Origin of the sequence: Bacillus cereus group sp. N11 (assembly GCF_016483605.1) — a bacterium.
GTDB lineage: Bacteria > Bacillota > Bacilli > Bacillales > Bacillaceae_G > Bacillus_A > Bacillus_A toyonensis.
The window spans coordinates 53,683-80,528 of the sequence record NZ_JAEHBN010000015.1; the positions used below are offsets into that span (position 1 = coordinate 53,683).

The following is a 26,846-nucleotide window of genomic DNA, read 5'->3' on the forward strand; positions in this document are numbered from 1 at the left end:
ATCACATTTTTTAGAATAGTATTATTCAATTATATATCAAAGAAATCTTCTACAAGTTCATTGTATATTTTTTGATGAAAGTTAAAAAAATATGTAGGGAAATGCATGTAGTTTTATAAAGCCAACATGGGGTTTAATATTTATTAAGTAGTCTTTTTTTGCAAGAAAAAAAAGCCGCTAAATTATCCAGCAGCTTTTTCTGTATTTTTATCTCCGTGCTTTTGTTTTCTTATACTTGTAATGTAAATGAACAGAAAAGCAATAAGTAATAGGGAAGAATAACGATATACAGTCGCATAGTTTGTAAAATGTGCAATGAATCCGAAAATAATCGCTCCCGCACCAATTCCAAGGTCAAATGCTGAGAAGAATGTAGCTGTTGCGACTCCTCGTCGGTGCGGTGCTACTCGGTCGATCATCCATGCTTGTAGCGCAGGCTGAATCGCTCCGAAGCCACTTCCGTAACAGGCTGCCGCAATAACTAAGCTCGGAATTGTCGTTGTATACGACAATAAAATAATACCTGCGAACGTTATAATAACCCCTGGAATGATGACGAATGTATGGCCTTTCGCATCATATAACTTTCCGGAAAATGGACGAGTTACAGCGATTGCTAGCGCGTTACATAAAAAGAAGAGACTAATATCAGCAATGCCAACTTCGGTAGCAAATAGTGTGATAAAGCTGCCGATTCCTCCGTACATTAATGTAATACATAATATTAATAATGAAGGAAGTAAAGCTTTGCGCTCAATAAATCCATCGAGAAAAGTATCAGATGATTGTTTTGGTGGTTGTTTCGTTTTTTGGATTTGAAGTAGTTTCGTTAAAATTAATGAAACGATTGTGCATGAAAGTGCACATAAAAAAAGAACGTTGAAATTATATGCTTGCATAAGCCATAGTCCGATTAGTGGGCCGAGAGCCATTGCAATGGTTCCAGAAAGTCCGAAATATCCCATGCCTTCCCCGCGGCGAGCTGCTGGAATTAAATCAGAAACGACAGTTCCATATGTAGTCGTTGTAATACCGAAGCCAGCTCCGTGTAAAATACGAACGGCAAGCAAGAGAAAAATGGTAGAGGCGAAAAGGTAACTGCCCATAGCGAGTAAACAAATAGCAGTACCGATCATTAAAATGATTTTTTTATTAAATTTCTGTAAGGCGTTTCCAGTTAGCGGTCTAACAAAAAGTGCCGCAACGGTAAACATACCGACGACCAATCCGATATTTGAACTTGTGCCACCGATTTCTTTCACATAAACAGGTAAAGTTGGAATTAACATTTGAAACCCTAAAAACATACATAAGTTTGCAAAAATTAAAGCAACAAACTCTTTTGTCCATAACGGTTCTCGTTTTACGAGTATTGCCTCTCCCATATATTCATCCCCTATATACATTTTTTCCGCTATTTGCGGACAGTAAAATTCCCACCTCAAAATCTGGCTGGAGCAAAGAAGTTAGGTGGAAGCCCTGCTGCCCGCAAACGCCCGATTGGTGAAGGCTAATAATCGGTGGGGGATGAACAAAACCCCCACTGATTAAAGTTTCACTTTATCTCTTTTCTTTTGAGTATATGTATTGGTCAATGTAGCAGTCAAGGAAGGTGTCTTGAAAGCGGATAACAATTTTTAAAATGAAAAACTGACAAATTTGTGTAAACGCTACACAACTATGAAAAAAAGATGTAAAGTATAGATGTATAGACTTGTAGTTGTTATGAATGATAGAAATTGTTTTTTCTTTAAAGAAAGCGGATTCAAAAGGTAGTGAATGAGAAGGGGATATATACTTTTTTACTACATATATTTGAAAAGGTTTACAAAACAATGAAGAAAGAGGCGTGTACATATGAGACGATTAGGTATTTCTATTTATCCAGAACATTCAACGGTAGAGAAAGATAAGGAATATGTAACATTAGCAAGTAAATACGGATTTACACGTGTGTTCACATGTTTACTATCTGTGGATGGAGAAAAAGAGAAAATTATTGAAGAATTTAAAGAAACGATCTCTCATGCGAATGCATTAGGGTTCCAAGTATTAGTTGATATTAGTCCATCTGTTTTTGAACAATTAGGTATTTCGTATAATGATTTATCATTCTTCCATGAATTAGGTGCGTACGGTATTCGTTTAGATGTTGGTTTCTCAGGATTAGAAGAATCAATTATGACTTATAATCCGTATGGTTTGAAAATTGAGATTAATATGAGTAATGGTACGAAGTATGTAGATAACATTATGAGTCATAGACCAAACCGTGAGAATTTAATTGGCTGTCATAATTTTTATCCGCACCGCTATTCGGGGTTATCATACGATCATTTCATTACATGCTCGAAACAATTTAAAGAATACGGCATGAGAACAGCTGCATTTATTTCATCATTTGATGCAACATACGGACCTTGGCCAGTAACAGAAGGTTTATGTACGTTAGAAGAGCATCGTGAATTACCGATGACAACGCAAGCGAAGCATTTATTTGCGACAGAATTAATTGATGATGTTATTATTGCGAACGCTTATGCATCAGAAGAAGAATTACAAGCACTAGGTGCGTTAAATAAAGAGAAACAAACATTTGATATAGAACTATACGATACAACGACAAATTTAGAAAGAATTATCGTATTAGAAGAACCTCATTTTTATCGCGGGGATGTATCTGAATATATGATTCGTTCTACACAAAGTCGTGTGAAATATAAAAAAGAAGAGTTTAAACCTCATAATACGCGTGAAATTAAGCGTGGCGATCTTTTAATTGATAATGAGCAATATGGCCAGTATAAAGGTGAATTACAAATTGCATTAAAAGATATGGTGAATACAGGAAAAACAAATGTAGTTGGTCGAATTATAGAAGAAGAGATTTTCTTACTAGATTATTTACATGCTTGGGATAAATTCGGATTTACATTAAAGAAATAGAGAGAATATAAAGGGGAAAAACTACTGATTTCAGCAGCTTTTCCCCCTTTATATATAAAGAGCGAGAGGAAGAGCTATGACAAAGGTGCATCAGCGATTAATTTCTATTTTAGAGGAGTTTTTAGAAGAGAAATCGATGTTAAATCGAGCTTTTTTAGCGAACCGATTACATGTATCAACGAAGACGATTCAAAAAGATATAAAATTATTAAATGATATATTGGAAGAAAACGGAGCGAAAATCGAATCGCAAAGAGGGACTGGATATGAACTAGAAATTATACAAACGAAGATATTTGAAGAGTTTTGTGTGAGTCTATTTCAAAAACAGACGAAAAAGATCCCAACTTCTTATGAAGAAAGAGTTGCGTATATTTTACAACGTGTTTTAACGACAGAAGGATATGTGAAGCTTTCGCAGTTAGCAGAAGAAATTTACGTGAGTAAATCAACTGTAAATTTAATTATGAAAGATGTTACAGATATATGCGGTCGCTATACATTGCAAATTGAAAAGAGACCGTATTATGGTATACGTATTGTGGGAGAGGAATTTAATATTCGTTCTTGTTTATCACAATATGGTTTACCACGTTATGAACATACTCCGTTTCATGAGCAATTTGAGCAGACGGATACATATGTATCGTTACCTCATATATCACTCATTCGTTCAATTATATTAAAGTATATTGAGGGTGGAACAATATATTTATCTGATATAGAAATTGATAATTTAGTCATTCATATTGCAATCGCATTAAAGCGTTGTCAAAGTCAACATTATATGACAGGACTGCATGTGGAGCAATCAGAACTTATAATAAAGAAAGAATATACAATTGCGAAGCAGATTTTAGGAGATTTAGAGAAAGAGTTAAAACTTTTATTTCCAGAAGAAGAAGTATTATATGTGACGGTGCATTTGTTAAGTACTGCTGTTACAGCGAGAGATCGCTATGAAAATGTAGAAGAGCTATTAGGAAAAGATATATATGCATTTATGCAACATATTCTTTTTAAAGTAGCGGAAGAACGGAATCTTATTTTTTATTATGATGAAGAATTATTATTTGGATTTGGTGTTCATTTAAAAACGTTATTAAATCGTTTGAAGTATAAGTTAAATACGAGAAATCCTCTTTTGGCAGAAGTGAAAAAGAATTATCCGTATGCTTTTGAAATTGCGGTTCTCGTTGGAGATATAATTGGTGAATATACGGGTGAAACGATTCCGGAAAGTGAAATTGGTTATATTGCTATTCATTTCGGCGGAGCGATGAGCCGTTTGCAGGAGCAGAATCAAAAGAAAAGATGTTTACTAGTTTGTGCGACTGGTCAAGGGAGTGCACAACTATTAAAATATAAAATTTTATCACAGTTTCGAGATAAATTAGAGATTGTAGGTATTACAGGTTATTATCAATTGAAAGTAGAAGACCTTTATAAAGACAAAATAGATTGTATTATTAGTACGATTCATATACCGAGTGGTTTGCCTGTTCCAGTTATAAAAGTGAACTCAATATTTGATGATAAAGAGATTAAATCGATTGGTCAGCAATTGTTTACGCATGTGAATAATAGTGTGCAGCAATATATAAAAGAAGATTTAATCTTTTTAAATCGTAGTGCTTCTACGAAAGAAGAAGTTATTCAATTTTTATGTGAGAAAGCCACTGAGAAAAACTATGTGTCAGAAAATTTTTATGCTTCTGTTATGGAAAGAGAAAATACATCTCCGACAGCGGTTGGAAATTTAGTGGCGATTCCGCATCCGATGCAGTTATTAAGTGAGGAAACATTTTTGATATTTTGTACACTTGATAAGGCTGTTGAGTGGGGAGATAAAAAAGTACAATTGATTATTTTATTTAGTGTGAAGCGCAATAATAATGAAGATTTGCAACGGCTTTATGATTTTTTATATGATATTATGTCTAATCAGAATACGATAGAGAAATTAACTCAGGCTGAATTAATTGAAGGTTTTCAAGAGATTTTATTATCGTATTGAAAAAGTATATAAAAACTTCCGTTACATAACGGAAGTTTTTTATGTTTAATTGTATGCGTTTTCATAATAAGATGAACATATAGAAAAACAAAGCTTGGGGGAAGTTAAAATGACTGATATGCAAACTCCATTTGCGTTAATTTTACATGGTGGCAACGCGAGAAGCGCGGCGCTTGAAGCAATCGCTTTTGCAAGACAAGGAGATTTTGAGAATGCGAGTGAAAAGATGGAACTTGCTAGTGAAGAAATTTCAGCAGCTCATCGTATTCAGACGGATTTAATTCAAGAGGAAGCAAGAGGAAATCATGCAGAAATAAGTTTACTGTTAGTGCATGCACAAGATCATTTAATGAATGCAATTACAGTGAAAGAACTTGCTGAAGAATTTATCGCTCTTCATAAACGTGTGGAAGAGAAAGAGAAAGTGACAGTATAATATGTATATTTTATTATGTTGTGCTGCAGGTATGTCAACGAGTATGGTTGTAAGAAAAATGCAAGAAGAGGCGAAGAAACAAGGGAAGGATTATAAAATTAAGGCAGTTGATTCAGAACTTGTGAAGCTTGAAATTAAGGAAGCAGATGCCGTTTTAATTGGTCCGCAAGTGAAATATTTATTTCCGGCCGTAGCGTTTCTTGCAAAGTCATACGATATACCAGTTGCTATTATAAACCAACGAGATTATGGCATGTGTGACGGTTTGAAAGTACTTAAGCAGGCAGAAGAATTAGTTTTAGCGTAATTATATTTTTTTAAACATAAACATTATAATGTTATAACTTTTGGTTATATTGAACAAAGGGAGGGCTATTGATGAATGGGTTTATGAGTTTTATGGAACAGAAGATTATGCCAACAACGCAAAAGATTGCAGGACAGCGACATTTATTAGCAATTCGAAACGGGGTTATTTCTACATTACCATTAACGATCGTCGGATCATTTTTCGTTATCTTTTTAAACTTACCAATTGATGCATATATGGAGTGGATTGCACCGTTTCGTCATATTTTAGATATTCCATTCCGATTTACAGTAGGCTTAATGGCATTATACGCAGCTTTTGGGGTAGGGGCTTCGCTCGCTAATTTTTATCAGCTCAATCAATTAAGCGCAGGGTTACTCTCTGTACTCGCCTTTTTATTAGCATCAGTTGAACCAATTCAAATTACGAAAGCTGTACCAGGTGTTATTGATGCGGGTAGATACATTTCAGTAGGAACATTAAGTGCCACGTCTTTATTCGGCGCAATTGTTACTGCATTAATTGCAGTAGAAATTTATCATTTTATGATTAAGCATAATATTTCGATTAAATTACCAGAAAGTGTACCTCCAGCAGTTGCAAACTCGTTTGCAGCATTAATTCCAACTCTAGTAGTTATTCTTTTATTCTGGGGTATTCGTTACGGTTTAAAATTTGATGTAAATACAACGATCACATATTTAATCGCACCATTAAAGTCAGTATTAGTAGGAAACAATTTATTCGGCGGTTTATTAACAGTATTTTTAATCGTGTTCTTCTGGTCATTCGGTATTCATGGCCCAGCGATTTTAGGACCAATCATTCGTCCGATGTGGGATTCAGCAATTCTTGAAAATATGGAAGTGTTCACAGCTACAGGAAATGCACATCAGTTACCAAACTTATTTACAGAGCAATTTATTCAATGGTTCGTATGGATTGGTGGGTCGGGTTCAACGTTAGCTTTAGTCATTATGTTTATGTTCTCTAAATCTAAGTTTTTAAAAGAGTTAGGTAGATTATCATTCGTGCCAGGTTTATTCAATATTAACGAGCCAATTATTTTCGGGGCACCGATTGTAATGAACCCAATCTTAATTATTCCGTTCGTTATTACACCGTTAGTTACAACGACAGTATCATATTTCGCAGTTGTTTCAGGTATGATTCCACTTATGATGGCGAAGTTGCCATTTACGATGTTAGCGCCAATTGCAGCAGTGATTAGTACTGACTGGACAATTATGGCTGGCGTACTTGTAATTATTAACTTTGTAATCTCATTTATTATTTACTATCCATTCTTCAAAATGTATGAGAAACAACAAATAGCAGGAGAGGAGAAAACAGAATGCTCGGAGCAATTATCATCTTAATTACATTTGTGATCGGACAATGCATTGCTCATTATTCGAAATGGGTACAAAGTAAATCTTTATTAGTTTTACTACTCGTATCAGTTTTGTTTATCGGTTGTTCAATGGGTGCATATGTAATGTTAGGTCTACACTCACCGTACGTAATTATTGTACCGACAATTTTATGTGCAACATGTTTATCTGCAAAATATAGATTTACGAGCATGGCATTAATACAACGTGTGAAGGAGATGCAAAAGCATGGAGCGTAAATTAGGAATTTCACTTTATCCAGAGCATTCAACGAAAGAAAAAGATATGGCTTATATTTCCGCAGCGGCACGACACGGTTTTTCAAGAATATTTACTTGTTTGTTATCTGTGAATCGTCCAAAAGAAGAAATTGTAGCTGAATTTAAAGAGATTATTAATCACGCAAAAGATAACAATATGGAAGTTATTTTAGATGTAGCTCCGGCTGTGTTTGATCAGCTTGGTATTAGTTATAGCGATCTATCATTTTTCGTAGAATTAGGCGCAGATGGTATTCGTTTAGATGTAGGCTTTGACGGGTTAACGGAAGCGAAAATGACGAATAATCCGTACGGTTTAAAAATTGAGTTAAATGTAAGTAACGATATTGCGTACTTAGAAAATATTCTTTCGCATCAAGCGAATAAATCAGCTTTAATCGGTTGCCATAACTTCTATCCGCAAAAGTTTACTGGTCTTCCGTACGATTATTTCATTCGATGTAGTGAACGTTTTAAAAAGCACGGTATTCGCAGTGCAGCCTTTATTACATCAAATGCCGCAAACATCGGTCCATGGGATATTAACGACGGTTTATGTACGTTAGAAGAGCATCGTAATTTACCAATTGAAGTACAAGCGAAGCATTTATGGGCAACAGGGCTAATTGATGATGTCATTATCGGAAATGCTTATGCGAGTGAAGAAGAGTTAGAGAAATTAGGAAACTTAAATCGTTACATGTTACAGCTAAAAGTGCACTTTGTAGACGAAGTGACTGAAGTAGAGAAGAAAGCGACGCTGCAAGAATTACACGTAAGACGCGGCGACATAACAGAATATATGGTACGTTCTACAGAAGTGCGTAAAAAGTACAAAGACTATGACTTCCCGGTGCGCGAAAGTGTGCTACAGGAAAGAGGGCAAGTTGTAATTGGTAATAACTCATTCGGAAAGTACAAAGGTGAACTGCAAATCATCTTGAAAGAGATGCCGATAGATGAACGAAAAAATATTGTCGGTACAATTGCGGAAGAGGAGTTATTCTTACTAGATTATGTAGGGGCTTGGACGCAGTTTACTTGTGTGGAATAGGGAAGATAGGGGGCGTTCTAAATTTTGGAACGCCTTTTTAATAGTAAAGTGCTTTTAATGTGAAAGTTTGTCGATAAATCGATATCTCTTGTCGAATCGTTGATATATTATAAGTTACGATAGATATATTCGAAAAATCGTTGATATATTGTAGGTTACGATAGATATATTTGAAAAATCGTTGATATAATTTCATTTACTGTGACATTTTTCAGTAGTTTAATAGAGTAAAAAAAGAGTCAGCCTCAACAATGAGACTGACTCTTTTTTTTTAGTAATTAGTTTAAAATTTTCACTGTAACTGTTTTACGTCCCCAGTTACTTGAAGTGCCTTTATCTGGCATTAAAACGTCGATTTTATTTCCTTTAATAGCTCCACCAGTATCACCAGCGATTGCTACTCCGTAACCTTCAACCCATACTTTTGAACCTAATGGAATGACACTTGGATCAACTGCAATTAGTTTCATGTTTGGATTTGCTGTTAAGTTGTGACCTAAAGCTGATTTTACTTGGTCGCCTGCTTTATAACCATTTTCAAGTGGATCTGCTGTGTAAGCTGTTGCTACAACTCTTAACTCACGAGAAGATGATGGTGTGCTTGTTTCAGTTTCTTTTGCAACAGGTTGTTGTGTAGCTGGTTTTTGAGCTTTAGCCGCTTCACGAGCTTCAGCATCTGCCTGAGCTTTAGCTTCTTCACGAGCCTTAGCCGCTGCCTCTGCTTTAGCTTCTGCTTGAGCTTCAGCTGCTGCCTGAGCTTTAGCTTCTTCACGAGCTTTAGCTGCTTCCTCTGCTTTAGCTTCTGCTTGAGCTTCAGCATCTGCCTGAGCTTTAGCTTCTGCTTGAGCCTTAGCTTCTTCACGAGCTTTAGCTGCTTCCTGAGCTTTAACTTCCGCTTGAGCTTCAGCTACTTCACGAGCTTTAGTTGCTTCCTCTGCTTTAGCTTTTGCTTGAGTTTCAGCTACTTCACCAGCTTTAACTGCTTCACGAACTTTAGCTGTGTCTTGAACTTTAATTGCTTTTTCAACTTTAACTGCTGGTTGAACCTTAACTGGTGCTTTACCTGTTAAGTAAGGAACATGAACATAAGCTGTTTTTCCGTTATATTCAAATTGAATCCAGTCATTTTGCACTTCGTGTGTTGTTTCGATTACATCATCTTGTTTCAACTTACCAAGAATTTCTGAGTCTGTGTTTGCTCCAGCACGTACGTTTAATACGTTTGCTGTTACGTAGTAAGTATCTTTCGTATAGTCAGCGCTTATGAAAGCTTCTTTACCGCTATTCAATTTAACTTTTGACCATCCGTTTTCTGTATGTAAAACATTTACTTTATATCCATCTAATAATTTTCCTACAACTTTTGATTCAGTAGTTGGGTTTTCTCGTACGTTTAGTACGTCAGTCGTTACGATTGTTTCTGCTTTAGCAGATGTTGTGAAAATCCCAAGACCAAAAACCGCTGCTGTTGCTATACCCATAAATTTTTTCATAATAGCCTCCATTGCATTTGTTTTCGTTGACCTCATTATAGCAACCATTATTTTCTTATTTGCGAAAAACATAAAATTACAAAGCTTTCGTAACGGGGCATTAATATTCTGTAATAATTCCATAAATAACCTGATAGCGCTTCCTTATTGTTTTTTGGAGGATTAGAGCGTGTGAAACATAAAATGAGTGGTATTTCAATTTCTATAACGTTAATAGTATTACAGTAATATTTCTAATTGTTTTCTCCAGTATTACAAAAATGGTGTGTTTTACTGTCGAAACGAAAATTTAGTTATAAAATAATAATATTTTTGACTGTGGAAATATATAAATGAGGTGAAATTTAATGAAATATCGATAGAATTGTTACAAAATAAGTCGATGCATGGAAAAAATTACGCCTTGTATTTTGTCTATTACATATTATTTTTGCAATAATAGGATTCGATAATAGCCCGAGTATCTATAAAGAATGAAGAGTATTAGAAAGATAGTTGTAACGTGAAACATATATAATAGAAGAAACACAATTTGATAGGTAAATAAAAAACGTAGGAGCGTACACTCCTACGTTTTTTATTTACTCATATCGTAAACATTCAATTGGATCCAGTTTTGCAGCTTTGTTAGCTGGTAGTAGTCCGAATGCAATACCGATTAGCATTGAAATACCTACTGAAAGAAGTCCAAGTTCTTTTGAGATAACAAGTGGCCATCCGGCAAAGATTGAGACGATCCAAGCGAAGAAGATACCGAGCATGAATCCGATAAAACCACCTAGTCCTGTTAAAATACAAGATTCAATTAAGAATTGCGTTAATACTTTACCGCGTGTTGCACCAAGTGCTTTACGAATACCGATCTCACGTGTACGTTCTGTTACAGATACAAGCATGATGTTCATTACACCGATACCACCAACAAGTAATGAAATAGCAGCGATACCACCGAATACCATTTTCATCATACCGATTGATTCATCTAGTTGCTTCGTAAATTCACCCATATCTTGAGCTTCAAATTTATGCTCAAATTTAGGAGCTTTCATATCGTTTAAAACAGAAGCGGCTTGTTTTTCTACACTTTTACGTTCTGCTGGTGAAGTTAATATTAATCTTACAGAGTCATACTCAGTTACTCCTGAGATTACAGGAGCGTTTTCAAGTGATGTATAACCTTCTGACATAGCCATTCCGAAATCATTTTTCGTTTCATACACACCGACTACTTTATATGGCTTTCCTTTTATGTCAGTGTATAAATTTGATTCCCAGCCGTTAAATAATTTATTGAAAGCTTCTTCATTTAAAATAACAGCAGGAATCGCTTGCTTTAATTCACTATCATTTAATTCACGACCGTGAACTAATTTTATTTTCGCATCTGTCATGAAGGCGCCTGTTCCACCTCTTAAATCAAGAGAGACATCTTTTGAACCAGAAGATGCTTTTACTTTCATACTTACATCTGGATAAACATCTTTAACGCCTGGCACAGTTTGAAGACGTTTTAACATATCAGCTGTAATTTTGGCACTATCAGTTCCGTAATCAGGGTTGTTGTAGTAAATCGTTACTTCTGTATCTTTTCCTTGGCCTAATTCTTTTTTAAACTTTGCATTTGTACCATCACCCATTGAAATGATAGTAATAATGGCGCTAATACCAATAATAATACCTAGCATTGTTAATATAGAACGCATTTTATGAGCAAAGATAGAGGAAAGGGCCATGCGTATATTTTCACTCGTGTTCAAAATTAACCTCTCCAATCTTGGACGATATTTCCGTCACGAATTACAATTTGACGTGCTGCAGCTTCCCCGATTTCACGATCATGGGTAATCATAATGATTGTTGAGCCTTGTTTGTTTAATTCGTAAAAGAGGTCCATAATTTGTGTACTCGTTTTCGTATCAAGTGCACCCGTTGGTTCATCAGCTAAAATGAATTTTGGGTTATTTACAATTGCACGGGCAACGGCAACACGCTGCTTTTGACCACCGGATAATTCGTTCGGTAAGTGAGTAGCTCGATCTGCTAAACCAACTTTTGTTAAAGCGGCTAATGAGCGTTCACGTCTTTCTTTTTTATCGACTCCAGCGTAAATAAGAGGTAGTTCTACATTTTGAAGTGCTGTAAGTCTCGGTAATAACATGAAGTTTTGAAATACGAACCCGATCTCTTTATTACGAACGCGTGCAAGTTCGGTTTCAGACATGTTTGAAATATTTTGTCCCGCTAATTCATACGCACCTGTCGTTGGTTTATCTAAGCAACCGATAATGTTCATTAAAGTTGATTTACCAGAACCAGAAGGTCCCATTATAGAAGTGAATTCTCCTTGGTTTAGTGTTACGTCAATTCCGTGTAATATTTGAACGGACTCTGCACCATTTTGGAAGGATTTCGTGATGCCTTTTAAGTTAATCACTGGGCGACAACCTCCATACCATCTTTTAAGTCTTTTTCAGGTTTAGAGATAATTTGCTCTCCTTTTTTTACTCCAGAAACTTTTGCTTCGCTATCTGTCTCGAATTCAACAGTAATCGCTTGTTCTTTCGCTTTACCATCTTTTACAACGAAGACAACATTTTTGTCACCTTTTTTCACGATGCTGCTTTTCGGAACAATTGTACCAGTTGCTTCGCCAGATTTACTTGTTACGTAAACGTGGAAGCCGTTTTGTAATTCTTCACTATTATCTAATGTGACAGTGAATTGATAGTTAGAAACAGTTTTATTTTCGTCCATGCTCTTTAATGGTGTAGAACCAATTTCCGTTACTTTTCCTGTCCAAGTCTTACCAGCGACCGTTTTTGATGAAACAGTTACTTCTTGCCCAACTTTCATACTAGCAAGCTCATATTCAGAAAGTTGACCTTTTACTTTAAATTGACCAGCATGACGAAGAGTAATGCCACTCATACCTGTTTTTTCATCAGCAGTTTTCACGATATCATCAATTACACCATCAACAGGACTTGTTACAGAAAGATTGTTTACTTTCTCTTTTGCTGCTTTAATCAGTTCATCAGATTTTTCAACTTCAAACTTTTTCATTTCAAGTTGTGATTCTAATTGTTGCACTTCGACTTCCGATGCTTTTAATGCTTCCTGAGGAAGACCTGCATTTTTATCTTTTTGTAATTTTTGTTTCGCTGCATCAATTTGTTTTTGGAACAATGTTACTTCTTTTTGTGCGATTTTCTTTTGCATTTCTGCTTCCGTTACACCTTGTTTAGCAGTAGGGTCATTATATTTAAACAGAAGCTGCCCTTTTTTCACTTCATCGCCTTTTTTAACCGCTAATTCATACGTGCCTTTTGTTGGATCAAATGAAATAGTTTCAATTCCGTTTGGAATAACTTCACCGCCAAATTTTTGCGCGTTTTCGATTTGTTTTTCTGTTACTTTATAACTGCTATATGCCATTGCAACATCTGAACCACCACCACCAGCAAATGCAAAGTATGATCCAGCTGCAATTCCGATTGCTACTACACTAGTAATTAACACTTTATTTTTCTTCTTCATCTATTTATCACCTTTTCGTTCGTTTTAGTATCTACATTAAGTATAGAAGAGGTGAAGAATCTGACAAATCGTTTTAGCTTACAATAACCTTACAGTTTTGTAAGGTATGAATATGTAAATGTAAGGTAGAGGTTGTCCTAGCTTAAGCAAATGAATTGACTCGTTGTTTCTTTCCTACAATAATATTGTAGGAAGGAGAGGAGGAAGGAAGATGGAAACTTATTTTAGCGCACACCCATTAAAACCATTTATTCCATACTCAAGGCAACATGCCATTATATTATTTATTATGTTGGTGGGGATCGTTTTTTTATATCAATACCAAGATGTATTACGTCAAATTGAGTGGAATATAACGGTTCGATATGCGATTACATTTCTATTTATAGGAAGTGAAATTGGGCTTCATATGTGGGAATGGAAAGCCGGGATTTTTGACCTAGGCACTTCATTACCATTTGAGTTATGTACGATTAGTTTATTATTAGCGTCAATTATGATTGTAACGAAAAGTTATCGCATATATGAGATTGTGTTTTTCACAGGAATTATCGGTGCATCACAAGCCATTTTAACGCCAAACTTGCAGTATGCTTTTCCACATTTTCGTTTCATTGAATATTTCATTGCGCATGTATTGCTCATTTGGGCACCGCTCTTTATGACCTGGGTAGAAGGGTATCGTCCGACAGTACAATCTATTAAACGCACAATGATATTTTTAAACATATTGATTCCAATTGTTTCGTTTGTGAATTACAAAACGGGTGGAAATTATATGTTTTTAGCTCATAAGCCAGAAACTGCCTCATTACTCGATATGTTAGGACCGCATCCTTACTACATTATTTCATTAGAACTCGCAGCGCTTATTGGATGTTTTATTGTGTATATGCCGTTTGCGAAAAGAGAAAAACATGTACATAAAGAATCACTAGGATCATAACCTAGTGATTTTTTATGTTTGAATATTTACAATTCAGAAAATTAAGAATAAAATTAAAGGGTAAATCATAGAGAGAGAAGGGGAAAAATGGTCAAAAAAGTATTTTTGAATGGGATGGAAGTGACGATTCAATTTCTTATTTCGATTTTGGGGATTATTATTTTAGGGGCTTTGCCGAAATTATTTTATGGATTTAAGGTGGATGTATCAAAATACATACAGAGTTTAAAAGAAGTATTTTTGAACTTAATGGATCTCTCCAATTTGCAATATGTGAGAGATAAATTTTTATTCCCACAGTTGTTTGTCCATTATAAAGAGACGATTGTTATTTTTTTGGCCGCTTTTTTCATTTCATTATTTGTAGCATTTTGTATCGTTTATGTAATTATGAGTAGTTCACCGCGTATACAACATCGAATTAAATCATTTCTTATCTTCCTAGAATCCATTCCAGATATTCTTCTTATTTTAGTATCACAAATTTTAGTTGTATGGTTTTTTAAACAAACAGGTTTTTTACCTTTTAAAATTGCTTCAATTGGAGGCGAGTCGATTAGAGGATTGCCGATACTTTGTTTGAGCATCCCGACTACGATTATGTTTGTAAAAATGGTAGTGCTTCGTTTTGAAAATGAATTAGAAAAAGATTATGTACTATTTGCTAAGGCGAAAGGTTTGGGGCGTTTTCATATTTTAAATCGTCATATTTTACGAAATGTGTTGCTTAGTACACTTTTCTTTGCGAAAACGAATATCTTTTTTATGTTATCTAATTTATATATTATAGAATGGATTTTTAATACGGGTGGTATTTTCATGTTTTTAAAATCGTACGAAGGTATTAGGGTGGAGGTTTTCATCGTTAGTGTACTGCTTATTTATATTCCGATTTTTATTTTATTTAAATTGTTTCATTATCTCATTCCGGCTGCGATGAAGGAGAGATTATAATATGTGGACGTATATAAAACGTGATAAAAGATTTTGGATAAGCATTGGGTTTCTTCTCATATTAGTTCTTTTGAGCATCGGAAATACGTTATGGAATGATGGACACATTAGGCAAGTTACATTGCAATATGATGCGGATGAAAATCCACAAGTGCCACCGTTTTCACCTTCATTCCAATTTTTACTCGGGACAGATCGGAAAGGATACGACCTTTTACATTTAGTTATTGAAGGCGCGAAGTGGACGATTGGTATATCTATTTTAATTGCGGCACTTAGAATGGTAATAGGTGTGTTCTTTGGTGTTGTACTTGGAACATATGTAAGAAGAGGTTTTTCAAAGATTGAGGCTTTTTTTGATAGTTTCACAGTTATTCCAACAGTTATGATTGCGTATTTTTTTCTTCAATTTGCAAATCTATTTGGAAGCGGGGAGGAAACAACAAGCTTTTTTGAAAGGGCTTCGTTTCAAGTTGTATTACTTGTAATGCTTGTGATGCCAGTTATTGCACTGTATGTTGCGAAGGAAGTTCGTAAATTACAAACAGAAGAATTTGTTGATGCCGCGCGCATATTAGGTGGATCGAGAAGGCACATTGTTATAAGGCATCTTTTTCCGCATCTCTATATGACGTTTATACTTGTATTTCTTCAACAGTTTACTCAAACCTTGACCATTTTACTTCATTTAGGGTTACTTGAGGTGTTTTTTGGAGGGACAGTCCAGTTTGGTGGACCGATAGGGATAAAAGAAATAGACTCTTACACACATGAATGGTCAGGGTTAATAGGAGTCTATTTTAGATCATTAACAGTGCATCCGTGGATTCCTCTCGTCCCAATTACATTTTTCGGGCTTACTATTTTTTCAGGAAATATGATTGTAAAAAGTATAGAAGAGGCGATGTTAAAAGTAAGGTTAGGCGGAGAGATAAAGAAGCCAGTTGTAGAAGAAGAACAATCTGTTGTGCAGTCAAAAGAAGAGTTATTTACTTTTAAACATACGATGTGAAAATAAAAAAGAAGCAAGCATAATCAATGCTTGCTTCTTTTTTTATTTCGTAGAAACTTCACCTTCAGCTTCTGTTTGCGGAATAAAGTATCCGATTATACCACCGATAATTGCCGGAACAATCCAGCCGATTCCTAAGTTATAAAAAGGAATTGTGTGTACGATATTAGCGATAAAACTTGGAATCATTTCCACATTATCAAGTGCATGAATACAGCTAATAAGGAATGCAGCAATCATTGCTCCGATATAGACAGAAGGTTTACGTTTCGTATATTTATCAATAAATGATACGAAAATTAAAATGATTGTAATTGGATATAAAATAATTAATACAGGTAATGTAATTTTAATTAATAAGCTTAAGCCTAAGTTTGAAATGATGAAGCTAAATATACAAACGTATAGTACCAATTTCTTGTATGAAACATTCGTTAACACTGTTGCGAAATAGTTTGCGAATGCACTTACAACACCGATTGCAGTCGTTAAACAAGCGAAAATAATTGCGATACTTAATAAAACATTACCGCTTGTCCCAAAGAATTGATACATAATCGTAGCTAATAGCTGACCACCGTTTTCAAATTGTCCTAAGTTTCCGTTTGAAGCCCCGATATAACCGAGTAAGAAATAAACAATTGTTAAGAAAAGGGCAGCAATGCTTCCGCAAATAATTGTATATTTTGCGATGGATTTTTTATCTTGTATACCGTTTTGGCGAATTGCATTTACAACAATTGTTGATAATACGAGCGCCCCAATTGCATCTAACGTTAAAAACCCTTCAAGAAATCCTTTGAAAAATGGGATGTCTTTATAGTCACCGATAGGTTCTGTGAATGATCCTGGTGAAAGAATCGCTTTTGTTGCCATAATTGCAATAATTACAAGTAAAATTGGCGTTAATATTTTACCGATATGATCTACTAATTTGGATGGATTTAATGATAGGAAGTAAACGACTGTAAAGAAAATAGCGCTAAAAGCCAACATAGAATACCATTGATCTGGGAAAAGTGGTGCAATCCCAATTTCGTAAGATACAGATCCAGTTCGTGGAATAACAAATAGTGGGCCGATTGAAAGATAAATAATGATAGCGAATACTGCTGCGAATTTTGGATGAACACGGCTTGCTAAAGTGTTAAAACTACCACCGGCAAGGGCAACAGCGACGATAGCTAGTAAAGATAAACCGACGTCTGTAATAATAAATCCTGTAATGGAAACCCACATGTTCTCTCCGGAAGAAAGACCGAGAAGGGGCGGGAAAATCATATTACCAGCACCGAAGAAAACTGCGAATAGTAGTAAACTAATCGAAAGTATTTGCGCTGGTTTTAAAGTTGTACGCATATAAAGAAAATCCTCCTAATGAGTATTTTTGTCGAAAATTCAAATAATTTGTCGAGTAACTGTTATTATTTTAAAGGTCTGATGACTAGAAAGCAAGAGGGAATTTTATAAAAATTAAAAAATAATGCATTAAATTGAATAAATATACTATTTATATGTTAATTAGGAAGGATTTAACTTTACATATAAAAAAACACACATATCGTTACGATATGTGTGTTAAAAGAAAATCTTTTTATCACGTTCTTCTTTTAAAATTTCAACTGCTTCTCGGAAGCGTTGTGAATGCACAATTTCTCGTTCACGTAAAAAGCGTAAGCTGTCATTTATATCTGGATCATCGGATAAGTTAATGAGCCATTGATATGTTGCGCGCGCTTTTTCTTCAGCTGCAATATCTTCGTATAAATCTGCGATAGGGTCTCCTTTTGCCTGAATATAAGTAGCAGTAAAAGGAACACCACCTGCATTATGATAAAATAAAGCGCTATCGTGATTAGCGTACTGTGCGTCTAATCCGGCAGCTTTCATTTGTTCCGGTGTTGCATCTTTTGTTAATTTATAAATCATTGTAGCGATCATTTCTAGGTGTGCGAATTCTTCGGTGCCGATATCGGTTAGCAAGCCAACGACTTTGTCAGGGATAGTATAACGCTGATTTAAGTAACGAAGGGCAGCAGCTAGTTCGCCGTCAGCACCACCGTACTGTTCAACTAATAATTTGGCAAGGGCTGGATTACAGGTGCTTACTTTAACCGGGTATTGTAATTTCTTCTCATAAATCCACATATTTTCTCTCCTTCATATTTGCCATGGCCAAGGACCTTTGCTCCATTCCCATGGAGCGTTAGAATAACTATTTCCAAACTGCTGAAGTGGTCCGTATTTTTCTTCCATCTTTTGTTTTAATACCCTTCGTTTATAGGAGAAGTCATTAAATTGATTAATCGCAGCAGTGTCATCTGGATGTGTATCTAAATAAAGAGTTAGTTCAACTAGTACAAAGTCTAGTTCTTGAAGCTCCAGTAAAAGTTGATAATATTCTTCTGGTAGCGATTGAGTCACGTCAGTAGTCACCGCCCTTTTTTATAAGGATTTTCATAATAGTCATAAAAAACAGGCCATAAAGTCCCTTTTTGTAATGCCTCTTTTGGTGTGAATTGCGGTAAATTTGGCGGTTGAAAACCTAAAAATAAATTAGGAGGAGTAGAATAATATTTTTTTCCGATAGGAGGACAAGGATCTTGAGGGCTATGGTATGGCACGAATGATCTCATATATTTATTCATGAATAAACCTCCTTAACTCTTCATCACTACGTATTGTATTCAGACATAATAGGCATTTATGACACATATAAAAAAGTAATAGGTACGGGGGGAATGAATGTGGAGACTGTGAAACAATTCATTGTATTGGAAGTGAAAAACTTAAAGGAAACTTTGTATTTTTATGAAGGGATTTTAGGAATCAAGCCTAGTTTAGAAAGACCCCAATTAGATGTAACAGGGGTTTGGTATGATGCTGATTCAATGAGAGTTAGTTTTGTAATGAATCGTAGTTTGGGTGGGCGTGAGAAGAGTGTTACGGATGCGGTTGATGTTCTAATGTTTTCAATTTCTAACATAGAGAACTTAAAGAAGAGGTTAGTGTTTTATAAAATTGCATATACAGAAAACAAAAGTGAGAAGAGTATTGTAGTACAAGACCCAGATGGATATAAACTTCAAGTGATAGAGAAGGATGAATAAACGGAGGGGGATTTAGTGGAGAGGAATTATGAAGAAAGCGCGTTGTTTGAGCATCAATTTTGGCTAAAGGTGCTTACTGATCATGCGCAATTTTTACTTGATGCGTTAGCTCCAAAGGAAAAAGAAGATATAAAAAAAGCTACTTATTTTGTTGAGACGTTTACAGGCTTTTTAAATAAAATTCATACTGTCAATCTCATTGCATTCTCAAAAGAGGCAGAGCGAGCTGCTAAGGAGATACGAACGTTTAAATTAAATATTATACAGAAACAGTTGGAGGGGAAAATTACTATTCATTTTACGCCAACTTTTATTAATCATATGGTAAATGAAGTAGAAGAGTATATAACGGTGTTAGAGTTTTTAAAGAAAGGAGAAGTTCCGCCTGTTTTTCATGAACTGCATTACCATCTCGTTTGGTTAACGGATGCGGCTGGTCATGCGGGCTCTATTTCTGGTGGGTTAGATCTTGTTGAAAAAAGATTAAAAGAGAAAAGCGAAGAATTTACGAAGCATTTTGAACAATTTTACTTAAAGGCAGTTGAAATGACGGGGTATTTAAGAACAGAGCTTCATCATTTTCCCGCATTAAAGAAGTTTACAAAAGATGTTTCACTTGAATTGAAATTATTTTCACATTTTCTCCATGAGGTTGAAGAGCTGGAGTTATCGAATGAAATATTAAGCGCATTATCAGCGAGAATGGCAGATCATATGGCAAGAGAGGAATGTTATTATTTATTAAAATTAGCCCAATCATCTGGACTCGAAATGCCGAAATGTAATCCGCTTTAAAGAAAAAGAGGTCAATTTTATTTGGCCTCTTTTTCTGTTTTATTGTCTCTTTTTATTTTTGCTTGCTCAATACTTGCCTGTAATGTCTCCATAATATTGATGATGTTTGGAGCTGGGGAGATTGTTTCAGTTTTTTCCTGTTGTTCAATTTTGTTTTCGATTAATTCGGTAAGAGCTTCTTTATACTCGTCTGTAAATAGCTCTTGTTCGAAAGGATTTGTAAGATGATGAATTAAATTGATTGCCGCGGTGAGTTCTTGTTTTTGAATAGGATGATCTTCGTTACTTGGTAAATTAGGTGTAGTTGTTATATTGCGAATTTCATTAGGGTAATGAATGGTTTGTAACATAAGCCCATCTTCAAAGCTACGGATAATAGCTAAGTGTTGTTTTTTTCTGATAGAAATATGAATAAGACCAAGTTTATTCGTACGTTCAAGAGCTTCTTTTAATAATAAATATGACTTTTCGTGTCCCGGCGTAGGGCCTATAAAATAAGAACGGTCATAGAGAACAGAATCAATTTCGCTATTTTGGACAAAAGATATAATACGAATGGACCGTGGCTCATGAACTTTTTGCAGCTCAGCTAATTCTTTTTCATCAATAATGATGTATTTATGAGGTGCATATTCATAGGCTTTTACAATATCTTTATCATCGATTTCTTCATCCGTACAATCAGGAGCAAACTTTTTATATTTAATAGGTGTTAGGCATTCTTTATGGAGACTTAAAAATTTTATATCGTTTTCTTCTACGGCACTATATAGTTTGATTCCTATATTTAATAGCCCAAGTGAAAGTGCACCTTTCCATACGGTATGCATATGAAATTTCTCCTTTCATTTAAAAAAAATAAGTATGTTTATTATGAGATAGTAAGAAATTTCATATACGTTTTTTATTTTTAGTCAAGGGTAAGCTAGATAGTTCGAGTCATAAAATGTATTGACAAGCCCTCTAAAATATTTTAATGTGATTGTATAAAATTGTGTATATAAAGGGGAGTAACTTATCACAGTAAAGTCGTCATTACAGGGAGAAACCCTCGGCTTTATTGGCAACGTTTCGTTGTTAGTGAGACCTTTACCAGCAATGGTACAGGCCCCTTATTGTCTTTTTTAGGACCCTTACCATATTTGGTAGGGGCCTTTTTGTATACAAAGAGAGGAGATAAAAAATGAAAAAACTTATTAGTAGATTAAGAGTTGTATTTCGTGTCCGCAAGTTTGTTCCATTCCTATTTGACTTTTTCACTTCAAAAGAGGTTTCAATAAAGAAGAAAATTTTATCTGTTGCTTTTTTAGTTGGTTATGTGGCGATGCCGCTTGATTTAATTCCAGACTTCCTGCCGTTTATCGGTATTTTAGATGATATTGGAATTGTGTTATTCATTTTGAATCGAATTGTAAAAATGGCACCAGTGCAATTACAAGAAAAGCATAATGTAAATATTGGATAGGAGTTAAAAGAATGGAGCAAATTATTTTAGATATAATCGAGTTTTTAAAGCAGTTTTCTTATTTTGGAGTTGTGTTAGCATTAACGTTTGAATTTATTCCAGCAGAAGTAGTTTTACCCATGGTTGGATATTGGGTGTACGAGGGAGATATGAATTTTTGGCTAGCTGTATTAGCTGGAACGCTTGGTGGAACGACAGGACCATTAACGTTATATGCACTCGGTTATTACGGTGGTCGTCCTCTATTAATAAAATACGGAAAATACTTCTTCATTAAAGAAGAACAAATTCAAAAGGCAGATGATTTCTTTGAGAAATACGGACCGGTTGTAGCATTTGTTGGACGCTTCGTTCCAGGAGTTCGAACACTTATTTCCGTTCCATGTGGTATGGCGAAAATGAACATATGGAAATTTAGCATATATACATTTGTAGCGATGTTCCCGTTAACGGCTTTGTATATATATGTAGGAATGAAATTAGGTCCGCATTGGGAAAAAGCAGCGGATGTTGTTGGACAATATATGCTACCGATATTAGGAGGCGTTCTTCTTATCGTGGCTAGTATCTTTATCTATAAATTTATGAAAAAACGAAACAAAACGGAATCTATCTAGTTATTAGCATTGAGTTTTGATTAATTTTTGAAAATAGATGAATAGTACAGGCAAAGGACTCTAAAGGACATACACATATAGGGAATATAAAAGAGAGAGGGGAAACAACTATGTCTTGTGAGTGCTCAGGGTCAGCGTTAACTTGCTGTCCAGATAAAAATTATGTGCAAGATAAAGTGTGTAGTCCGTGGTCTGCTACTGTAGTTGCAACAGCAATTGATAATGTTCTCTATACAAATAATATTAATCAAAATGTAATTGGTACTGGCTTTGTGAAATATGATGTTGGACCGGGCCCAATCACTGTAGAAGCACTTGATTCTGCTGGGGCTACAATTGATACACAAACATTAAACCCAGGAACGAGTATTGCTTTTACGTATCGCCGCTTTGATAGTATACAAGTTGTGTTGCTGGCAACACCTGCTGGAACGTATCAGGGAGAGTTTTGTATTACAACACGTTATCCACTTTCATAGCAGAATAGGAGAGGATCAAAATGGGAATGAGAAGTTCCAGTTTGTCTTGTTGTTCTAATAAAACGCTTGTACAAGATCAAGTATGTACAGACTGGTCTATTACAGGTGCTGGTACTCAAATTGTATATACGAATAATATTACGCAAGAAGTGTATGGTTCGGGTTATGTGAAATATGATGTAGGCGCAAATCCAATTACTGTTGATTTTTTAGTAGGTGCTACAGTAGTTGATACGATTACTGTTCAACCGCAAAGTAGCGGTACTTTCACTATACGATATTTTACTACGATTCGAATTACTACGACAGGAACAACTGTTAGTCAAGGAGAGTTTTGTATTACAGTATGTTATCCGATTTCATAAAAAAGCATACCGTAAAGGGTATGTTTTTTTATTGAGGAAGTAATGAAATTGGTATTCTATAAGCAACATGTAAATTGGCAACAGTACTTGCCTTCTAAATATAGTGAAGAATTACTTTGTATATTAATAATACTAACGGATATTAAACCTTTACCTGTGTAAGATATTGTATTGCCAGGAAACACAGTGAAAATATTAGTTACTGCTCCAACGATTTGAATTGTACTTGCTTCAGTGCTGCTAGTACTATTGTAAACCGAGACAGTACCTGATATAAGGAGTATCCCATCACTTTGCCATAGTATCATTGATTGTAATGCATCTTTGGCAGAGGGAATGGTGCTATTAGTTATGAGGAAATTCCCTGCAAATTCATTTGTTACTAGCTCGCAACTTGGATTTGGAGGAGGGGGCGGTGGACAAGGGTCTGGACAAATGATAGATAAAGGAGCGAAACAGCCAATATTTTTTTTAATCTTCAATACAACCGCTCCTTTTAAAGTTGTCTTTTACTACTATTAAATGTAGAAGCATGGCCGATGTGTTAAGAAAAGAAGAAAATGTTAAAAATTAAGATTGTCTAATAGGCTTACATCTTAACGTATCATTCATGTTATAGAAAAGAGTATATGTGAATAGACATGGGAAAAGAATGATCAGAATCTTTTAGACAAAAGGTGGTTGTATACAATAGTACGAGGAATGTGGGACTTAATTTATAATTAACTGTATATTTACAAAAATCTAATAAAATCCATTTGTGATTTAAACGACATTAATATGCTTTAGATAAAATAGTCCTTGTAATGAATCAATTATTATGAGGAGGATTCACGTGGACAGAACTGCTTTAAGAAAAGTACAAGGCCTTATTGGATTATTAATGATTTTTGTATTGGCGTTTGTATCATTTCCGTGGAGTACATCAGTCAAAGCGGAAGAGAAGAAACAAGAAAAGATGCAGAGTGAGAAGAAGTTAGTTTTTCCAGTTGTAAGTGATGTACATATTAAAAACAGTGGAACGGATGATACGTTTCGCTGGAAAAGAGCGATTGAACAGTTTAATACACTTGCTCCAAAACAAGATGCATTTGTAATTGTAGGAGATTTTACTGATTCAGGATCGGTACAACAATATAATCGCTTCATGCAAGTGTATAATGAAAATGCAAATAAAGATGCGGTACGAATGAATTCTCTCGGTAATCATGATTATTGGAACGGCTTATCTGTAGAGGGAGCGCAGAAGCGTTTCTTAGAAAAAACAGGAATGGAATCGATTTATTATCATAAAGTGGTGAAAGGGTATCACTTCCTTGTTATGTCTCCGGAAGATGGGACAACTCATGGATATTATTCAGACAAGCAAATTAACTGGTTAAAAGAAGAAATGGCAAAAGCGCAAAAGGATGATCCAGAAAAGCCGATTTTCGTATTTTTACATCAACATATTAAAGATACAGTATACGGTAGCCAAGAGTGGGGAACGAAAGATAGTACGAAAATTAATGCAGTATTAAAAGAATACCCACAAGTCATTACGTTTTCAGGTCATTCTCATTATCCGTTAGATGATCCAAGATCAATTCATCAAAAAGACTTTACGTCTGTTGGTACATCTTCTGTAAGTTATATGGAAGTTGAAGGCGGTAAAGTACAAGGAAATATCCCGCCAGGAGCTAGTACGTTAAGCCAAGGTTTATTAGTAGAAGTAGATGATGAAGAGGTAACGATTAACCGTCGTGATTTCCATACGAATGCTTGGACGGGTGAGCCTTGGAAAATTAAATTGCCAGCAAAGAAAGAAACATTTACACATGTAGAAAATCGTGATAAAGAAAAGCCATACTTCGCTAAGGATGCAAAGCTTGCTGTATCAAATGTAACAGAAAACGCAGCAACAGTAACATTCCCGCAAGCATTGGATAACCTTCTTGTTCATTCTTATCGTGTACAAGCGAAGGATAAACAAACAGGTGAGATTAAAAATAAGTTATTAGCATTCTCAGAGTTTTACCGTGACCCAGTGCCGAAAGACCTTACATTTACGCTTGCAGGGTTAGATGGTGGGAAAACATACCTACTTGAAGTCGTCGCAATTGATTCATTTGGCAATGAAAGTGTGCAGCCGTTAACGGCAGAAATTACTACGAAAAAAGATAATATCGATCCGAATGTAAAAGTGCCAAAGGCTGATGTTTTCGATGTGAACTTTGCAGATGGTACATTTAAAGACAATTCACCATTTGTTACAAAAGGTGATGTGAAGGGCAATGTGACTATTGAATATGATAAAGCTTTGAAAAAGAATGTTATGAAGTTAAACGGGAAAGCAAATACATTTGGGTATCTGCCGTTTTCAGCAGCCCAAAAAGAAAAAGTAGCAAATGCATTTACGTTAGAAACTGTATTTTCAATGAATGAAATTCGTGGACAAGGTATTTTGCAAAATACAGAGAGTGGTGGAATTGGTTTTGAATCTACAGGAAGTGGAAATGTTGAATTGTGGGCTCATATTGGTGGTAGTTATAAACGTGTTGGCGTTCAGTTAGAAGCGAACAAAACATATCATTTAACAGGAACGTATAACGGAAATGAAGTAGCCATTTATGTAGATGGTAAAAAAGTAAATAGCCAACCAGCTCAAGGAAAAGTGTATCACCCGAACGTACCGTTTGCATTTGGAGCTGATCCAGATAGCAATGGAAATGGTGGCATTCCGTTAAATGGTCAAATTGCGCTAGCAAAATTATATAGTAAAGCATTAAGTTCTTCAGAAGTATTAGCAGCGTACAATGAGTTTTTTAATCGTACGAAGTTAGAGCAAGTAAACGCGTTATATGAAGAGCTAGGAAAAGTAAAAGCAGTGTTAGCTGGTACGTATGAATTTGGTGATAAGCCAGGTCAATACTCAAAGGAAGCATTTCAAGAACTAGAGAAAAGCTATAACACTGCAAAGCAAGCGTTTGAAAATATCGGAAGTACTGGGGAACAAATTATTCAAACGTATAACGAATTAAAAACAGCTAATGTAAACTTTGTACAATCTAAAGTAGCAGAAGAGCAACCAAAAACACCGAAAGAAAAATTAAAAATCAATATTGAATCTGCAAAAGTTGTAGTACAGAAAGCGCAAGCTGCGAATGTAACGGACGGTTCAGGGAAATCATTACAGCAAAAAATTACAGTTGCAGAAGCTGTATTAAAAGATGCGAAAGTGAAAGACGAACAGGTAGAAACGATGAATCGTACGATAGAGCATGCGATTTCACTCGTTGAAAAAAGCATGAACAAATAAGAGAGAAGAAAAAGAAGCTTATCATGATAGGCTTCTTTTTTGCTATACTAAAAGTAGTATAGCAAAAGGGTAATTAACTGTTACGATTTATTTAACCAATTATAACGAAAGTTAATTAAATATATCAGTAAGCCCTGCTAGTCAAGTGATTGGCTAGTAGTGAGGGTTAACTGCGGGCAATCCCTAAAGCTGATTGAACTACAACGTGGCTAGAAATGGCGAGCGTGAATGTCGCGAAAGCAGAAAAAATCAATCAGATGGTGCAAGGTTAAACCCTAAACACTAGAACAATGGGTCTTCCGCCTCGAATCATCTAAGTCAAAAGTGATAAGATGAACGTTCAACGACTATCTCGTAT

Annotated in this window: 28 protein-coding genes; 17 read left to right on the forward strand and 11 right to left on the reverse strand. The window is 35.3% G+C overall.

The features are described from left to right. Window positions 1-182: 182 nt before the first annotated feature. Complete coding sequence (locus tag JDS98_RS22635; RefSeq protein ID WP_000503249.1) at window positions 183-1,385, reverse strand: MFS transporter; 1,203 nt, start codon at window positions 1,383-1,385, stop codon at window positions 183-185. A 472-nt stretch (window positions 1,386-1,857) separates the two neighbouring features. Between JDS98_RS22635 and JDS98_RS22640 the strand changes: the two genes are divergently transcribed. The 7 genes from JDS98_RS22640 (at window position 1,858) to JDS98_RS22670 (ending at window position 8,417) form a co-directional block, all read left to right on the forward strand. Further along, a complete protein-coding gene (locus JDS98_RS22640; protein ID WP_199634337.1) occupies window positions 1,858-2,946 on the forward strand; it encodes a DUF871 domain-containing protein in 1,089 nt (362 codons plus the stop codon). A 76-nt stretch (window positions 2,947-3,022) separates the two neighbouring features. After that, window positions 3,023-4,963: a BglG family transcription antiterminator gene (locus tag JDS98_RS22645; protein ID WP_199632606.1), complete on the forward strand. Its 1,941-nt coding sequence runs from the start codon at window positions 3,023-3,025 to the stop codon at window positions 4,961-4,963. Between the two features lie 109 nt (window positions 4,964-5,072). Further along, window positions 5,073-5,399: a PTS lactose/cellobiose transporter subunit IIA gene (locus JDS98_RS22650; RefSeq protein WP_199632607.1), complete on the forward strand. Its 327-nt coding sequence runs from the start codon at window positions 5,073-5,075 to the stop codon at window positions 5,397-5,399. A gap of 1 nt (window position 5,400) precedes the next feature. Further along, window positions 5,401-5,706, forward strand: a complete 306-nt coding sequence (locus tag JDS98_RS22655; RefSeq protein ID WP_000275634.1) for a PTS sugar transporter subunit IIB — start codon at window positions 5,401-5,403, stop codon at window positions 5,704-5,706. 71 nt (window positions 5,707-5,777) lie between these two features. Further along, the gene (locus tag JDS98_RS22660; RefSeq protein ID WP_001013063.1) at window positions 5,778-7,088 is read left to right on the forward strand and encodes a PTS sugar transporter subunit IIC; all 1,311 of its coding nucleotides are present in this window, start codon (window positions 5,778-5,780) and stop codon (window positions 7,086-7,088) included. Then, window positions 7,064-7,342, forward strand: coding sequence for a hypothetical protein (locus JDS98_RS22665; RefSeq protein WP_000900039.1), 279 nt, complete (start codon window positions 7,064-7,066; stop codon window positions 7,340-7,342). The genes JDS98_RS22660 and JDS98_RS22665 overlap by 25 nt, the downstream gene beginning before the upstream one ends. Next, entirely contained in the window at window positions 7,332-8,417 is a 1,086-nt protein-coding gene (locus tag JDS98_RS22670) for a DUF871 domain-containing protein (protein WP_199634338.1), read from the forward strand. The genes JDS98_RS22665 and JDS98_RS22670 overlap by 11 nt, the downstream gene beginning before the upstream one ends. A gap of 278 nt (window positions 8,418-8,695) precedes the next feature. Here the strand turns inward: JDS98_RS22670 and entC are convergent, their stop codons facing one another. The 4 genes from entC to JDS98_RS22690 form a co-directional block, all read right to left on the reverse strand. After that, window positions 8,696-10,033, reverse strand: coding sequence for a cell wall-binding protein EntC (gene entC / locus JDS98_RS22675; RefSeq protein ID WP_199634339.1), 1,338 nt, complete (start codon window positions 10,031-10,033; stop codon window positions 8,696-8,698). A gap of 458 nt (window positions 10,034-10,491) precedes the next feature. Next, window positions 10,492-11,643 carry an ABC transporter permease gene (locus JDS98_RS22680; protein WP_002038017.1) on the reverse strand — a complete coding sequence of 384 codons (1,152 nt, stop codon included), beginning with the start codon at window positions 11,641-11,643 and terminating at the stop codon, window positions 10,492-10,494. Between the two features lie 26 nt (window positions 11,644-11,669). Continuing rightward, window positions 11,670-12,344 (reverse strand): ABC transporter ATP-binding protein, encoded by a 675-nt coding sequence (locus tag JDS98_RS22685; RefSeq protein ID WP_000609098.1) that lies wholly within the window; start codon window positions 12,342-12,344, stop codon window positions 11,670-11,672. Further along, entirely contained in the window at window positions 12,341-13,447 is a 1,107-nt protein-coding gene (locus JDS98_RS22690; protein ID WP_199634340.1) for an efflux RND transporter periplasmic adaptor subunit, read from the reverse strand. Before JDS98_RS22690 ends, JDS98_RS22685 begins: the two co-directional genes overlap by 4 nt. Window positions 13,448-13,658: 211 nt before the next feature. On the opposite strand from JDS98_RS22690, the gene JDS98_RS22695 reads away from it, so the two are divergent. The 3 genes from JDS98_RS22695 (at window position 13,659) to JDS98_RS22705 (ending at window position 16,359) form a co-directional block, all read left to right on the forward strand. Then, the gene (locus JDS98_RS22695; protein ID WP_097957355.1) at window positions 13,659-14,393 is read left to right on the forward strand and encodes a YwaF family protein; all 735 of its coding nucleotides are present in this window, start codon (window positions 13,659-13,661) and stop codon (window positions 14,391-14,393) included. An 87-nt stretch (window positions 14,394-14,480) separates the two neighbouring features. Next, window positions 14,481-15,347: an ABC transporter permease subunit gene (locus tag JDS98_RS22700; RefSeq protein ID WP_097957354.1), complete on the forward strand. Its 867-nt coding sequence runs from the start codon at window positions 14,481-14,483 to the stop codon at window positions 15,345-15,347. A 1-nt stretch (window position 15,348) separates the two neighbouring features. Continuing rightward, complete coding sequence (locus JDS98_RS22705; RefSeq protein WP_097957352.1) at window positions 15,349-16,359, forward strand: ABC transporter permease; 1,011 nt, start codon at window positions 15,349-15,351, stop codon at window positions 16,357-16,359. A 42-nt stretch (window positions 16,360-16,401) separates the two neighbouring features. On the opposite strand, the gene brnQ2 is transcribed toward JDS98_RS22705, so the two are convergent. The 4 genes from brnQ2 to JDS98_RS22725 form a co-directional block, all read right to left on the reverse strand. Next, complete coding sequence (brnQ2, locus tag JDS98_RS22710; RefSeq protein ID WP_087970999.1) at window positions 16,402-17,718, reverse strand: branched-chain amino acid transport system II carrier protein BrnQ2; 1,317 nt, start codon at window positions 17,716-17,718, stop codon at window positions 16,402-16,404. Between the two features lie 219 nt (window positions 17,719-17,937). After that, entirely contained in the window at window positions 17,938-18,507 is a 570-nt protein-coding gene (gene cotJC / locus JDS98_RS22715; protein WP_000265285.1) for a spore coat protein CotJC, read from the reverse strand. Window positions 18,508-18,519: 12 nt separating this feature from the next. After that, window positions 18,520-18,783 (reverse strand): spore coat protein CotJB, encoded by a 264-nt coding sequence (locus tag JDS98_RS22720; RefSeq protein ID WP_000194492.1) that lies wholly within the window; start codon window positions 18,781-18,783, stop codon window positions 18,520-18,522. Window positions 18,784-18,791: 8 nt separating this feature from the next. Continuing rightward, window positions 18,792-19,007, reverse strand: a complete 216-nt coding sequence (locus JDS98_RS22725) for a spore coat associated protein CotJA (RefSeq protein ID WP_001046260.1) — start codon at window positions 19,005-19,007, stop codon at window positions 18,792-18,794. Between the two features lie 33 nt (window positions 19,008-19,040). Between JDS98_RS22725 and JDS98_RS22730 the strand changes: the two genes are divergently transcribed. Next, on the forward strand, window positions 19,041-19,469 hold the full coding sequence (locus JDS98_RS22730; RefSeq protein ID WP_170958090.1) for a VOC family protein: 429 nt from the start codon (window positions 19,041-19,043) through the stop codon (window positions 19,467-19,469). A 15-nt stretch (window positions 19,470-19,484) separates the two neighbouring features. Then, entirely contained in the window at window positions 19,485-20,264 is a 780-nt protein-coding gene (locus tag JDS98_RS22735) for a DUF2935 domain-containing protein (RefSeq protein ID WP_199634341.1), read from the forward strand. 17 nt (window positions 20,265-20,281) lie between these two features. Here JDS98_RS22735 and ku read toward each other — a convergent pair whose 3' ends face one another. After that, a complete protein-coding gene (gene ku, locus JDS98_RS22740; protein ID WP_097957703.1) occupies window positions 20,282-21,094 on the reverse strand; it encodes a non-homologous end joining protein Ku in 813 nt (270 codons plus the stop codon). 353 nt (window positions 21,095-21,447) lie between these two features. Between ku and JDS98_RS22745 the strand changes: the two genes are divergently transcribed. From JDS98_RS22745 to JDS98_RS22760, 4 genes are all read left to right on the forward strand, one after another. Then, the gene (locus tag JDS98_RS22745; RefSeq protein ID WP_097957704.1) at window positions 21,448-21,729 is read left to right on the forward strand and encodes a YkvA family protein; all 282 of its coding nucleotides are present in this window, start codon (window positions 21,448-21,450) and stop codon (window positions 21,727-21,729) included. 11 nt (window positions 21,730-21,740) lie between these two features. Beyond that, window positions 21,741-22,346, forward strand: coding sequence for a DedA family protein (locus JDS98_RS22750; RefSeq protein ID WP_000435006.1), 606 nt, complete (start codon window positions 21,741-21,743; stop codon window positions 22,344-22,346). 110 nt (window positions 22,347-22,456) lie between these two features. Continuing rightward, complete coding sequence (locus JDS98_RS22755; protein ID WP_199634342.1) at window positions 22,457-22,825, forward strand: DUF3992 domain-containing protein; 369 nt, start codon at window positions 22,457-22,459, stop codon at window positions 22,823-22,825. 20 nt (window positions 22,826-22,845) lie between these two features. Beyond that, on the forward strand, window positions 22,846-23,190 hold the full coding sequence (locus JDS98_RS22760; RefSeq protein WP_098911246.1) for a DUF3992 domain-containing protein: 345 nt from the start codon (window positions 22,846-22,848) through the stop codon (window positions 23,188-23,190). Between the two features lie 56 nt (window positions 23,191-23,246). Here the strand turns inward: JDS98_RS22760 and JDS98_RS22765 are convergent, their stop codons facing one another. Then, entirely contained in the window at window positions 23,247-23,672 is a 426-nt protein-coding gene (locus tag JDS98_RS22765; protein WP_097957706.1) for an S-Ena type endospore appendage, read from the reverse strand. Between the two features lie 353 nt (window positions 23,673-24,025). On the opposite strand from JDS98_RS22765, the gene JDS98_RS22770 reads away from it, so the two are divergent. Then, a complete protein-coding gene (locus JDS98_RS22770) occupies window positions 24,026-26,488 on the forward strand; it encodes a LamG-like jellyroll fold domain-containing protein (RefSeq protein ID WP_199634343.1) in 2,463 nt (820 codons plus the stop codon). Window positions 26,489-26,846: the final 358 nt, after the last annotated feature.

Excerpts from the sequence above, each read along its gene's own strand:
- entC (WP_199634339.1), bottom strand. The coding sequence starts at position 10,033 with ATGGAATTATTACAGAATATTAATGCCCCGTTACGAAAGCTTTGTAAT.
- JDS98_RS22655 (WP_000275634.1), top strand. The coding sequence starts at position 5,401 with ATGTATATTTTATTATGTTGTGCTGCAGGTATGTCAACGAGTATGGTT.
- JDS98_RS22725 (WP_001046260.1), bottom strand. The coding sequence starts at position 19,007 with ATGAATAAATATATGAGATCATTCGTGCCATACCATAGCCCTCAAGAT.
- JDS98_RS22695 (WP_097957355.1), top strand. The coding sequence starts at position 13,659 with ATGGAAACTTATTTTAGCGCACACCCATTAAAACCATTTATTCCATAC.
- JDS98_RS22760 (WP_098911246.1), top strand. The coding sequence starts at position 22,846 with ATGGGAATGAGAAGTTCCAGTTTGTCTTGTTGTTCTAATAAAACGCTT.
- JDS98_RS22640 (WP_199634337.1), top strand. The coding sequence starts at position 1,858 with ATGAGACGATTAGGTATTTCTATTTATCCAGAACATTCAACGGTAGAG.
- JDS98_RS22705 (WP_097957352.1), top strand. The coding sequence starts at position 15,349 with ATGTGGACGTATATAAAACGTGATAAAAGATTTTGGATAAGCATTGGG.
- JDS98_RS22650 (WP_199632607.1), top strand. The coding sequence starts at position 5,073 with ATGACTGATATGCAAACTCCATTTGCGTTAATTTTACATGGTGGCAAC.
- cotJC (WP_000265285.1), bottom strand. The coding sequence starts at position 18,507 with ATGTGGATTTATGAGAAGAAATTACAATACCCGGTTAAAGTAAGCACC.
- ku (WP_097957703.1), bottom strand. The coding sequence starts at position 21,094 with ATGCATACCGTATGGAAAGGTGCACTTTCACTTGGGCTATTAAATATA.
- JDS98_RS22635 (WP_000503249.1), bottom strand. The coding sequence starts at position 1,385 with ATGGGAGAGGCAATACTCGTAAAACGAGAACCGTTATGGACAAAAGAG.
- JDS98_RS22700 (WP_097957354.1), top strand. The coding sequence starts at position 14,481 with ATGGTCAAAAAAGTATTTTTGAATGGGATGGAAGTGACGATTCAATTT.
- brnQ2 (WP_087970999.1), bottom strand. The coding sequence starts at position 17,718 with ATGCGTACAACTTTAAAACCAGCGCAAATACTTTCGATTAGTTTACTA.
- JDS98_RS22750 (WP_000435006.1), top strand. The coding sequence starts at position 21,741 with ATGGAGCAAATTATTTTAGATATAATCGAGTTTTTAAAGCAGTTTTCT.
- JDS98_RS22690 (WP_199634340.1), bottom strand. The coding sequence starts at position 13,447 with ATGAAGAAGAAAAATAAAGTGTTAATTACTAGTGTAGTAGCAATCGGA.
- JDS98_RS22645 (WP_199632606.1), top strand. The coding sequence starts at position 3,023 with ATGACAAAGGTGCATCAGCGATTAATTTCTATTTTAGAGGAGTTTTTA.
- JDS98_RS22680 (WP_002038017.1), bottom strand. The coding sequence starts at position 11,643 with ATGGCCCTTTCCTCTATCTTTGCTCATAAAATGCGTTCTATATTAACA.
- JDS98_RS22670 (WP_199634338.1), top strand. The coding sequence starts at position 7,332 with ATGGAGCGTAAATTAGGAATTTCACTTTATCCAGAGCATTCAACGAAA.
- JDS98_RS22755 (WP_199634342.1), top strand. The coding sequence starts at position 22,457 with ATGTCTTGTGAGTGCTCAGGGTCAGCGTTAACTTGCTGTCCAGATAAA.
- JDS98_RS22745 (WP_097957704.1), top strand. The coding sequence starts at position 21,448 with ATGAAAAAACTTATTAGTAGATTAAGAGTTGTATTTCGTGTCCGCAAG.
- JDS98_RS22660 (WP_001013063.1), top strand. The coding sequence starts at position 5,778 with ATGAATGGGTTTATGAGTTTTATGGAACAGAAGATTATGCCAACAACG.
- JDS98_RS22665 (WP_000900039.1), top strand. The coding sequence starts at position 7,064 with ATGCTCGGAGCAATTATCATCTTAATTACATTTGTGATCGGACAATGC.